Raw genomic sequence first — 11,430 nt, 5'->3', positions numbered from 1 at the left:
CAGGGCGCGGGCAACGACTTCGTGGTGATCGACGCCACGCAGCAGCCGCTGGCGCTGACCCCCGAGCACTTCCGCCGCCTGGGCGACCGGCGCTTCGGCGTCGGCGCCGACCAGATCCTGGTGGTGGAAAAGAGCGCCACGCCCGGCGTGGACTTCCGCTACCGCATCTTCAACGGCGGCAGCGGCGAGGAGGTCGAGCAGTGCGGCAACGGCGCGCGCTGCTTCGTCCGCTACGTCCACGACAAGCAGCTCACCCACGAGCGCAGCGTGCGCGTGGAAACCATGGCCACGCTGCTGGAGCTGCGGCTGCAGGACGACGGCCGCGTCACCGTGGACATGAACACGCCCGTGTTCGAGCACGCGCGCATCCCCTTCGACCCCGCCGGCCTCACGCCGCGCGAGGAGGGCGGCTTCCAGCTCTGGCCGCTGTCGCTGGGCGACGGGGACGAGGTGGAAGTGGCCGTCGTTTCCATGGGCAACCCGCACGCGGTGCGCCGCGTCAACGACGTGCGGCATGCGCCGGTGGAGATCGAGGGGCCGCAGATCCAGGGCCTGGAGCGCTTCCCGCGCCAGGTCAACGTGGGCTTCATGGAAGTGGTCAGCCGCAGCCACATCCGGCTGCGCGTGTACGAGCGCGGCGCGGGCGAGACCCTGGCCTGCGGCACGGGCGCCTGCGCGGCGGTGGTGGCCGGCATCCGCCTGGGCTGGCTGGACAGCCGCGTGGACGTGGACGCCCCGGGCGGGCGGCTGACCATCGAATGGGCCGGCGGCGACGCCCACGTGCTCATGACCGGCCCGGCCGAAACCGTGTTCGAGGGAGAAATGGAACTGTGAGCAACGACACCCGGCCGCCCGCCCAAGGCATCACCGAGGAAGACATCGCCCGCTACCTGGCTGCCACGCCGGGCTTCTTCGAGCGCCACGCCGAGCTGCTGGGTGACGTGCGCCTGGCCAGCCCGCACGGCTCGCGCGCCGTGTCGCTGCAGGAGCGCCAGGCCGCGCTGCTGCGCGAGCGCATCAAGGGACTGGAGCACAGGATCATGGACATGATCCGCCACGGCCAGGAGAACACCGCCATCGCCGACCGGCTGCACCGCTGGACCCGCACCGTGATGCTGCAGCGCGACCTCCACGCCCTGCCCGCCACGCTGGTGGAGGAGATGCAGCAGCGCTTTCTCGTCCCGCAGGCCGCGCTGCGGCTGTGGGGCGTGGACGCGCCGTTCGCCAACGAGCCTTTCGTGCTGCAACTGCCCGGCACGGCGCGCGAGTTCGCCGACAGCCTGGCGCTGCCCTATTGCGGCCTGAACACCGGCGAGGTGGAGGCCGCGCAGTGGCTGTTCGACGGCACGGCGGCGCTGTCCGTCGCGGCCATCCCGCTGCGCCACGAGGCCGCGGGCGGCACCTTCGGCCTGCTCATGCTGGGCTCGCCCGACGCCACGCGCTTTGCGAGCGACATGGGCGTGGATTTCCTGGTGCGCATAGGCGACATCGCCTCGGCCGCACTGGCCCAACTGCTGCCGCGCTGAGCATGGCCCGCGCCGCCAAGGCCGCCACTGCAGTGGCCGTGCCTGAACCCACCAGCCCGCCGGTGCTGCCGGACGACCTGCAGCAGTGGCTGCTGCACCTGAAGACCGAGCGCCGCCTGGCGCCGCGCAGCCTGGAGCTCTACACCGACGCGCTGCACCGCCTGGTGGCGCTGGCTGGGCAGGATGGCGTGCCCTTGCGCACCGCGCAGCCGCACCACGTGCGCGGCTGGATGGCCGCGCTGCACGGCGGCGGGCTGGCGCCGCGCAGCATCGCCCTGATCCTCTCGGCCTGGCGGGGCCTGTACCGCTGGTGGGGCCAGAACGGCGAAGTCGCTCTCAACCCGGTGGCCGGGCTGCGCGCGCCCAAGGCGCCCAAGCCGCTGCCCAAGGCGCTGTCGGTGGAGCATGCCGTGGCGCTGGCCGAGCACGAGAGCGACGGCGCCGACCCGGCGCTGGCCGCGCGAGACCACTGCATCGTCGAACTGCTCTACGGCTGCGGGCTGCGCGTGGGCGAGCTCATCGGCCTGGACATCGGTGCGGGCGAGGGCGCCCTGGGCTGGGTGGACGTGGCCGACGCCACCGTGCACGTGATGGGCAAGGGTTCCAAGCGCCGCAGCGGCCCGGTGGGCACGGCGGCGCTGGAGGCGCTCCAGCGCTGGCTGGTGCAGCGCGCGCTGCTGGCCGCGCCCGGCGAGCGCGCGCTCTTCGTGAGCCGGCGCGGCACGCGGCTGACCGACTCCCAGGTGCGCTCGCGCCTGCGCCGCCAGGCGCTGCAGGCCGGGCTGCCGACCTCCGTGCACCCGCACATGCTGCGCCACAGCTACGCCTCGCACCTGCTGCAGTCCAGCGGCGACCTGCGCGCCGTGCAGGAGCTGCTGGGCCACGCCAGCATCACCACCACCCAGATCTACACGCGGCTGGACTTCCAGCACCTGGCCAAGGTGTACGACCAGGCGCACCCGCGGGCGAAGAAGAAGGAAGGCTGAGGCGCGCGCAGCGGACGTGTGCGCTCGCGCGTGGCGTGACGGGCTGCGCTGATTGCGAGGCCCCGCCGCCACGGCCGTCCCCACGCCGGCATGGACAATCCGCCCCCATGAAATCAGTACGAATTCGCGAGGGCAAAGAGCGCTCGCTGCTGCGCAAGCATCCCTGGGTGTTCGAGGGCTCCATCGCCAAGGGCAAGGCCGACGCCGGCGAGACCGTGCGCGTCGAGACCCATGAGGGCCGCTTCCTGGCCTGGGGCGCCTTCAGCCCAAGCTCTTCCATCCGCGTGCGCGCCTGGACCTTCGACGAGGCCGAGCGCGTGGACGCCGCCTTCTTCCAGCGACGCGTCCAGCAGGCCGTGGCGCTGCGCGCCAGGCTGCCCATAGACAGCGACGGCGTGCGCTTGGTCCACGGCGAGGCCGACGGCCTGCCCGGGTTGATCGTGGACCGCTACGCCGACGTGCTCAGCGCGCAGTTCCTCTCGACCGGCGTGGAGCGCTGGAAAGACGTCATCGCCGCCGCGCTGCTGGCCGCCACGGGCCTCACGCGCCTGTATGAGCGCTCCGACTCCAGCGTGCGCGGCCTCGAAGGGCTGGAGCCCGTGAGCGGCTGGCTGCGCGGCGGCGGCGACACGGCCGTCACCATCCGCGAGCACGGCTGGCGCCTCACGCTGGACGTGGCCGAGGGCCACAAGACCGGCTACTACCTGGACCAGCGCGACAACCGGCTGCGCTTCGCGGAGTGGGTCAAGCGCTTGGGCGCCAAGCGGGTGCTCAACTGCTACAGCTACACGGGCGGCTTCAGCGTCGCGGCGCTGGCCGGCGGCGCCGAGCGCGTGGTGAGCGTGGATTCGTCCGGCCCGGCGCTGGCGCGCGCCCAGGCGCACGTGGCGCTCAACGGCTTCGACCCCGCGCGGGCCGAGTTCGCCGACGCCGACGTCAACCAGTACCTGCGCGGCTGCCTGCAGCGCGAGGAGCGCTTTGACGCCATCGTCCTGGACCCGCCCAAGTTCGCCGCTTCCGCCGCGCACGCCGACCGCGCCGCGCGCGCCTACAAGGACATCAACCGGCTGGCCTTGAAGCTGCTGGAGCCGGGCGGCCTGCTCTTGACCTTTTCCTGCTCCGGCGGCATCGGCCCGGACCTGTTCCACAAGATCGTGGCCGGCGCCGGCAGCGACGCGGGCGTGGACGGCTACCTGCTCGCCCGCCTGGAAGCCGCCTGCGACCACCCCACCACGCTGGCCTACCCCGAGGGCGAGTACCTCAAGGGGCTGGTGGTGATGAAGCGCTGAGGTCCATCCGCGGCTCGAACTTCGTGCGCTCCAAGCTGAAAAAGGAGCGCACGTTGCGCACGTTGGCGTCCTGCGTGAACAGGCGCTGCACCAGCGCCTGGTAGGCCGTCATGCCCGGCACCCACAGCACCAGCACGAAGTCCGGCCCCGAGGCCACGCGGTAGCACTGCTGCACGGCGCCTTCGGCCCGCACCCGTGCCTCGAAGGCCGCCTGGTGCTCGGCGCCCTGGCGGTCCAGCGTGATCTCGACGATGGCCGTGAGGCTTTCCGGCAGCACCTTGGGCGACAGCAGCGCCACCTGGCGTTCGATCACGCCGTCTTCCACCAGCCGCCGCACACGGCGCAGCGCCGTGGCCGGCGAAATGCCCGCCGCCTCGGCCAGCGCCTGGTTGGAACGGCCGGCGTCCTGCTGCAGCAACTGCAGCAGCTTGCGGTCCACGTCGTCGAGTGAAGTCATTGTCTGATTATTTCTTTTTATATTATTGAATGAAAGAAAATTTCGTTCAATCGGCAACACGAAAGTTATCGCCAAAAGTTGGTTAAATTTGAAAGCACCTTGCACTTTGAAATTTCTAAACTTCCGGTCAACGAAAGTTTGGGGAGAGTGCCATGTGTGGAATCGTCGCCGGCGTCGCCGGGCGTGACATCGTTCCTGTGCTGCTGGAGGGCCTGAAGCGGCTGGAGTACCGCGGCTATGACTCCTGCGGTGTCGCGGTGCAACAGGGCGGCGTGCTGCGGCGCACGCGCAGCACGGCCCGCGTGGCGGAGCTGGCGCACCAGGTGGCGCAGGACGGCGTGGCCGGCGGCACGGGCATTGCGCACACGCGCTGGGCCACGCACGGCGCGCCGGCCGAGCACAACGCGCATCCGCACTTCTCCGGCGACCGCATCGCGCTCGTCCACAACGGGATCATCGAGAACCACGAGGAGCTGCGCGCCGAGCTGCAGGGCCGCGGCTTCGAGTTCGTGAGCCAGACCGATACCGAGGTGATCGCCCACCTCGTGAACTACCTCTACGAGGGCGACCTGTTCGAGGCCGTGCAGCGCGCCACCGCGCGGCTGCGCGGCGCCTACGCCATGGCCGTGTTCTGCCGCGACGAGCCGCAGCGCGTGGTGGGCGCGCGCGAGGGCTCGCCGCTGGTGCTGGGCCTGGGCGACGGCGAGAGCTTCCTGGCGTCGGACGCCATGGCGCTGGCCGGCGTGACCGACCAGATCGTCTACCTGGAAGAGGGCGACGTGGTGGACCTGCAGCCGGGTAAGAGCTGGATCAGCGCCCGCCAGGGCGACGGCAGCCACCGACCCGTGCAGCGCGAGGTGCGCACCGTGCATGCGCACAGCGGCGCGGCCGAGCTGGGCCCCTACCGGCACTACATGCAGAAGGAGATCTTCGAGCAGCCGCGCGCCATCGCCGACACGCTCGAAGGCATCGAGGGCGTCAACCCGGAAATCTTCGGTGCCGGCGCCACGGCCGTGTTCAAGGACGTGCGGCAGGTGCTCATCCTGGCCTGCGGCACCAGCTATTACGCCGGCAGCACGGCCAAGTACTGGCTGGAGTCCGTCGCGCGCATCCCCACCAGCGTGGAGATCGCCAGCGAGTACCGCTACCGCGACAGCGTGCCGGACCCGCACACGCTGGTGGTGACCATCAGCCAAAGCGGCGAGACGGCCGACACCATCGCCGCGCTCAAGCACGCGCGCTCGCTGGGCATGGAGCAGACGCTGACCATCTGCAACGTCGCCACCAGCGCCATGGTGCGCGAGTGCCGCTTTGCCTTCCTCACGCACGCGGGCGTGGAAATCGGCGTGGCCTCCACCAAGGCCTTTACCACGCAGCTCGTGGGCCTGTTCCTGCTGACGCTGTCGCTGGCCAAGGTGCGCGGGCAGCTCAGCGCCGGGCAGGAAGCCGAGCACGTGCGCCAGTTGCGCCACCTGCCCGCGGCCGTGCAGGCCGTGCTGGCGCTGGAGCCGCAGGTCATTGCCTGGAGCGAGGAGTTCGCGAGCAAGGAGAACGCGCTGTTCCTGGGCCGCGGGCTGCATTACCCGGTGGCGCTGGAGGGCGCTTTGAAGCTCAAGGAGATCAGCTACATCCACGCCGAGGCCTACCCGGCCGGCGAGCTCAAGCACGGCCCGCTGGCGCTGGTGACGGCGGCCATGCCGGTGGTGACGGTGGCGCCCAACGACCAGTTGCTGGAGAAGCTCAAGAGCAACCTGCAGGAAGTGCGCGCGCGCGGCGGCGAGCTGTTCGTGTTCGCCGACGGCGACACGCGCATCGCCAGCGCCCCGGGCACGCACGTGATCCGCATGCCCGAGCACTACGGCGTGCTCAGCCCCATCCTGCACGTGGTGCCGCTGCAACTGCTGGCCTACCACACGGCCTGCGCGCGCGGCACGGACGTGGACAAGCCGCGCAATCTGGCGAAGTCGGTGACGGTCGAATAAGGCCAGCCGGTTCCGCCCGCTGTTTGCAAGCAGGCAGCGGGCGCAAGCAGGGCGCTTCAAGAAGCGCTTGCGATCCCCTGCAGCGATGGCCCCGGCGACCCGGGGTCATCGCGATCTCACTCCACCTCGCGCTGCCCCTCGCAGCCCGGGTGGTTCACGCAGCGCCAGTAGGCCTTGCCGTCGTCGGCGCCGCCGCGGGCGGTGCGGCGCACCATGCCGCTGTTGCACACGGGGCAGGGCGGCACGGTGTCCTCGAAGTCCGGCTGCGCCGCCGCGGACGGCACGGGCAGCGTCATCGCGCTGTCCTGCGCCATGGGGGCTTGCCACGCCATCGCCGCCATGCGCTGGCGCCATGCCGAGCGCGCCGCGGCCAGCAGGCACAGCAGCGGCACCAGCACCGCCACCACGTTCACCGCCAACTGCGCCAGCGCGCTCGAAGGCAGCTCGGCCAACTGCTCCAGCAGCACGAAGGCCGCCAGCGCCACGGCCACGCCCACCCACCAGGGCTGTCGCGCCAGGGGCTTCATTGGGATGGCAGTGGAGAGGCTGTTCTTGTGCTTCATGGTCATGGACGGCCGACGCGCAACGCGCGCTGCGCCGTCGCGAGAGGCCACACTCTAGGAGAACAAATTGCTCCGGCACACGGGCGCGGCTGGCAAGAACCGCTTTCCTGCGCAATAGGTCACTGGCGCGGCACCACCATGTCGCGCGATGCGGAAACAGGCGTTTCGCCACCGTCACGCCAGCCCCCGCCCAAGGCCCGCGCCAGGTCCACGTGGGCGGCCAGCAAAGCGCCTTGCACCTGCAGCACGCCCTGCTCGGCGGCGTAGCTGCCGCGCTGCGCGTCCAGCTCCTCCAGGTAGGAGGCGTAGCCGTTGCGATAGCGGTTGCGGGCGATACGCAGCGCCTGCAGCGCGGCGTCGCGGCGCAGCGCGGCCTCGGCCGCCTGCACGCGCAGCGAGGCGATGGACGCCAGCGCGTTGTCCACCTCGGCGAAGGCCGTGCGCGCGGCCTGCTCGTAGCCGTGCAGCGCCTGCTCGCGCTGCGCCTGCGCCGCGTCGGCCTGCGCCCGCAGCCGCCCGCCCTGGAACACCGGCGCCAGCACGCTCGCGCCCACGCTCCACAGCAGGGTGGGCGCGTCGAGCAACTGGTGCAGCGTGAAGCCTTGATACGTGGCCGAGGCGCTGAGGTTGAGCGCGGGCAGGAGCTGGTCGCGCGCGGCGGCGAAGGCCGCGTCCGCCGCCGCCACGGCCTGCTCGGCCTGCGCCAGGTCGGGGCGGCGGCGCAGCAGCGACGAGGGCAGGCCGGCCACCGCCGCGGGCGGCTGCAGCGCCTGCAGCGACATGCCGCGCGGCAGCGGTCCCGGCGCGCGGCCCGCCAGCACGGCCAGGGCGTTCTCCTGCTGGGCCACGGCCCGCTCCAGTTGCGCCACGGCGCCGGCGGCGGTGTGCAGCTCGGCCTCGGCCTGGACGAAGTCCAGCCGCGAGCTGTAGCCCTCCTCGAACAGGCGCTGGGCACGGCGCAGCGATTCCTCGCGCGAGGCCAGCGTGGCGCGGGCCAGGTCGAGCTGCGCGTCCTGCGAGCGCAAGTTGAAATAGCCGTTGGCCGTGGTGGCGGCGATGGACAGCGCCGCCGCATCCGCCGCCGCGCGCTGGCCCTGCAGTTGCGCCAGCGCCGCGGCCTCCAGGCTGCGCAGCCGGCCCCACAAATCCACCTCCCAGGCCGCCTGCACGCCGGCCTGCAGCAGCGTGCTTTCGCTCACGGTGCCGGCCGGAGTGCGGGCGCGGGCGCGCGCCGGGCCGGCGCTCAGGGCCAGCGTGGGGCTCAAGCCCGCGGCGGCCACGCGCTGGCGCGCCTCGTACTCGGCCACGCGGGCGCGGGCGGTGGCGAGGTCGGCATTGCGCTGCAGCGCCTGGGCGACGAGCGCATCCAGCACCGGGTCGTTGAAGCGGCGCCACCAGGCGGGGTCGATGTCCTGCGCCTCGGCGATGGGCGTGCGCCAGGCGGCGGGCGTTTCGACCGCGGGCGGCGGCAGCGGCGAAGTGGGGCGCGGCGAGGCGCAGCCCGCCAGGAGCAGGGCGGCCAGCAGGGCGGCGGCTGGCGGTGGTGGGAAGACCGACCGCCGCTGGCCTTTCCAGCGCCTTTGGCATCCCGCCAGCCCGCTCATCTTCAACGAGCCCCCTGAGCAGCCGGAGCCGACCCGGCCGGCGCGGACGCCGCCGTCGTTTGCGTCCCGGCGCTGGCGGCGCGCTCCCCCGCCCCGGTATCAATGCTCACCACCACCGACATCCCCGGCTTGAGCTGCGCGGCCAACGGCTGGTCGGCTTCGATGGCGATGCGCACGGGGATGCGCTGGGCGATCTTCACGAAGTTGCCCGTGGCGTTGTCCGGCGCGATGACGCTGAACTCCGAGCCCGTCGCCGGTGAGCTGCGCTCCACGTGGCCGCGCAGTGGCGCGTGCTCCAGCGCGTCCACCGTGAACGTCACCGGCTGTCCCGGGCGCACGTGCGCCATCTGCGTTTCCTTCAGGTTGGCCACCACCCAGCGCTGCGGCGGCACCAGCGAGGTGAGCTGGCTGCCGGCCGAGACGTAGGCGCCCACGCGCACGGTGACGGCGCCGAGCTGCCCGTCGCTGGGCGCGCGCAGCTCGGTGTTGCCCAGGTCGATTTCGGCCAGCCGCAGCGCGGCCTGCGCGCCGGCCACCGCCGCCTCCAGCGCGCCGCGGTTCACGCCCACGCTGGTGACGTTGGTGCGCGCCGCCGCCAGCCCGGCACGCGCCTGCTCCACGGCGGCGCGGGCCTGCACGCGGGCAGCGCGCGTGGCGTCGAGCTCGCGCTGCGACAGCGAGCCGTCGGCCGCCAGCGCCTCCACGCGGCGCAAGTCGGCCTCGGCCCGCGCGGCCTGGGCCTGCGCGTTGGCCAGCGTGGCCTGCGCCTGCGCCACCGAGGCCTGCGCGCTGCTGCGCTGCTGCGCGAAGTTGGCCAGCGACGCTTGCTGCGACGCCACCTGCGCCCGCGCCTGGTCCACGCGCTGGCGGTAGATGCGGTCGTCCAGCCGCACCAGCACCTGGCCCTGCTTGACTGGCTGGAAGTCCTGCACCAGCACCTCGGCGACGAAACCGTTGAGCTGCGTGCCTATGAGCGTCACCTGCCCGCGCACGGTGGCGTTCTCGGTGCGCTGCAGCGCCGTGGCGAAAGGCGGCAACTGCCACGCGTACAGCACGGCCAGCACCCCGGCGAACGCCACGGCGGCGAACACGCCAATGGAAAGCCAACGGCGCCGCTTTTGCGCCGGTGTTTCGGCCGCGGGCGCGGCCGCGGCAACCGGCGCGGTGGCGGGCGGGGGCGGGGCAGGCGGTTGGGCGTCGCGGCTCATGGGGTCATACCGTGTCGGTCAGCGGCGCGCTGGGGTCGGCGCTGCCGGGGCGCTCCGGGGCGGGTGCCGCAGTGGAGGCTGGAGTGGGTGCCGGGGACGCGGCAGGGGCGGGCGAGGGCGCCGCGGCGGCCGGTGCCGGTGCTTGGGCCGTGCGCTGCGCCATCTCCGGCGCGCCGCGGCGGGCGGCCCAAGCGGCATGGCCCATCATGAACACCAGCGTGAGCGCGGCCAGCACGCCGGTGAAGAGGAACACGTCGGCGTAGGCCAGCACGTTGGCCTCGCGCGCGGCCGCGGCCGCCAGCGCGGCGCTGCCCTGGGCGTTGCGCAGCACGGGGTCGGCCTGCGTGCCGGCCAACGCCGCCGCGCCGGCCTGGAGGCGGGCCACGACCTGCGGGTCCAGCAGCGTCAGCGGCTCCGTGAGTTGGCTGGAGTGGAACTTCTCGCGCCAGGTCTGGAAGGTGCCCACCAGCGCCGAGCCCGCCAGGCCGCCCAAGTTCTGGCTGATGCCGAAGATCACGGTAAAGCTCACCAGGTTGCGCGGCTGGGCGATCACCTGCGACATGCCGGAGAGCATGGCCGGCCCCAGGAAATACGCGCTGCCGAAGGCGAGCAGGAACTGGCTCACGTAGAAGTCGTGAGGGCGCGCCAGGCTGGTGACCTGCGCGTCCAGCAGCGAGCCCAGGATCATCAGCGCCAGCGCGAACAGGATGGGCCAGTGCAGCCGCGTCGGACTGATCAGCCAGGCACTCGCTCCCACGCCGGCCACCGTGCCCAGCAGCACGATCACGAACAGCGGCCGCAACTGGTCCGGCCCCATGCCCAGCGTCTGCAGCAGGCCCACCGCGCCCACCCCCTGCTCGGACAGCACCACGCGTATGAGCAGCATCACCAGCCCAAGCCGCACCAGGCCCGCGCTGCTGATCCAGCGCGTGTTGAGCAGCGGGTTGCGCCTGTGGTGCTCCAGCGCCACGGCGGCGGTCAGCAGCACGATGGCCCCGGCCAGCGCCCAACCAAGCCAGGCGCTTTGCGTCCACCACAGCGTGCGCCCAAGGCCCAGCACGGCGCACAGCAGCGCCATGCCGGGGGCAAAGAGGGCGAAGGTCAGGAAGTCCAGCTTCTCGAAGACGCGGTAGCGGTCGCCCGGCGGCAGTTTCAAGACCAGCACGGCGGCGAAGCTCAGCAGCGCCAGGCCCGCCTCGAAGAGCGTGAGGCCGCGCCACGCCGAGGCTTCCAGCACGCCCACGGGCAGCAGCCGCGCCAGCGGCAGCGCCAACTGCGACGTGCCCAGCGCGATCACCAGCCCGCGCAGCCGCAGCGGCGCGGGGAAGGCCTGCAGCATGTAGTACAGGCCCAGCGAGGTCATGGCCGCCGCCGTCATGCCGTGCGCCGCGCGCAGGGCCAGCGCGGTCGAGAAGTCGTGGACGAACACGTGCGCCAGCGCGATGAGGGCGTACAGCGCGATGAACGCCTCGGTGAACAGCCGCAGGCCGTACTGCTGGCGGAACTTCACCAGCAGCAGGTTCATGGACACGTTGCTCATCACGAAGGCCGCGGGCAGCCACGCGGCCTCCGCGGCGTAGAGGCCCAAGGCCCCCTGCAGGCTTTGCAGGTTGGCGCTCACCAGCGCGTTGCCCAGGCCGCCGGTGAGCGACACCAGCAGCCCCACCGCGGCATAGGCAGCGCGCCGCGCCGGGGCGTGCAGCGGCGTGGAGGGCGAGCCCGGCATCATGGGCCGCTCGTGCGGCAGCCAGGCGCGTGGGGCGTAGGGGTCCGTCATCGCGGGCAGGCTTGGCAAGTGCCGCGCCTGCGCCGCGC

10 protein-coding genes are annotated in these 11,430 nt (G+C 72.4%); 5 read left to right on the top strand and 5 right to left on the bottom strand.

All coding sequences use genetic code 11. The features are described from left to right. The 4 genes from dapF to SM757_RS19315 all read left to right on the top strand — a co-directional run. Positions 1 to 834 (top strand): diaminopimelate epimerase (gene dapF / locus SM757_RS19330; RefSeq protein WP_322466740.1); only part of this gene is annotated, 834 nt, incomplete at its 5' end. Next, positions 831 to 1,526 carry a DUF484 family protein gene (locus SM757_RS19325; RefSeq protein ID WP_066331004.1) on the top strand — a complete coding sequence of 232 codons (696 nt, stop codon included), beginning with the start codon at positions 831 to 833 and terminating at the stop codon, positions 1,524 to 1,526. The genes dapF and SM757_RS19325, both read left to right, overlap by 4 nt. Before the next feature lie 2 nt (positions 1,527 to 1,528). After that, entirely contained in the window at positions 1,529 to 2,512 is a 984-nt protein-coding gene (locus SM757_RS19320; protein WP_322466739.1) for a tyrosine recombinase XerC, read from the top strand. A gap of 107 nt (positions 2,513 to 2,619) precedes the next feature. Beyond that, the gene (locus SM757_RS19315; protein ID WP_322466738.1) at positions 2,620 to 3,801 is read left to right on the top strand and encodes a class I SAM-dependent rRNA methyltransferase; all 1,182 of its coding nucleotides are present in this window, start codon (positions 2,620 to 2,622) and stop codon (positions 3,799 to 3,801) included. Here the strand turns inward: SM757_RS19315 and SM757_RS19310 are convergent. Further along, on the bottom strand, positions 3,773 to 4,258 hold the full coding sequence (locus SM757_RS19310; RefSeq protein ID WP_322466737.1) for an Lrp/AsnC family transcriptional regulator: 486 nt from the start codon (positions 4,256 to 4,258) through the stop codon (positions 3,773 to 3,775). The two genes, SM757_RS19315 and SM757_RS19310, sit on opposite strands and share 29 nt — an antisense overlap. Positions 4,259 to 4,410: 152 nt before the next feature. Between SM757_RS19310 and glmS the strand changes: the two genes are divergently transcribed. Next, a complete protein-coding gene (gene glmS / locus SM757_RS19305) occupies positions 4,411 to 6,240 on the top strand; it encodes a glutamine--fructose-6-phosphate transaminase (isomerizing) (RefSeq protein ID WP_322466736.1) in 1,830 nt (609 codons plus the stop codon). A gap of 116 nt (positions 6,241 to 6,356) precedes the next feature. Here the strand turns inward: glmS and SM757_RS19300 are convergent, their stop codons facing one another. The 4 genes from SM757_RS19300 to SM757_RS19285 form a co-directional block, all read right to left on the bottom strand. Beyond that, complete coding sequence (locus SM757_RS19300) at positions 6,357 to 6,803, bottom strand: zinc ribbon domain-containing protein (protein ID WP_157118695.1); 447 nt, start codon at positions 6,801 to 6,803, stop codon at positions 6,357 to 6,359. A 119-nt stretch (positions 6,804 to 6,922) separates the two neighbouring features. Continuing rightward, on the bottom strand, positions 6,923 to 8,407 hold the full coding sequence (locus SM757_RS19295) for an efflux transporter outer membrane subunit (protein ID WP_322466735.1): 1,485 nt from the start codon (positions 8,405 to 8,407) through the stop codon (positions 6,923 to 6,925). Between the two features lie 2 nt (positions 8,408 to 8,409). After that, positions 8,410 to 9,615 carry an HlyD family secretion protein gene (locus SM757_RS19290; RefSeq protein WP_322466734.1) on the bottom strand — a complete coding sequence of 402 codons (1,206 nt, stop codon included), beginning with the start codon at positions 9,613 to 9,615 and terminating at the stop codon, positions 8,410 to 8,412. Between the two features lie 4 nt (positions 9,616 to 9,619). Beyond that, positions 9,620 to 11,410, bottom strand: coding sequence for an MFS transporter (locus SM757_RS19285; protein ID WP_322466733.1), 1,791 nt, complete (start codon positions 11,408 to 11,410; stop codon positions 9,620 to 9,622). Positions 11,411 to 11,430 lie beyond the last annotated feature (20 nt).

The sequence above is a fragment of the Azohydromonas lata genome (genome assembly GCF_034427735.1).
Taxonomy (GTDB): Bacteria; Pseudomonadota; Gammaproteobacteria; order Burkholderiales; family Burkholderiaceae_C; genus Azohydromonas; species Azohydromonas lata.
The sequence above is the reverse complement of the archived record's forward strand: the minus strand, read 5'-3'. Positions and strand labels throughout refer to the sequence as shown.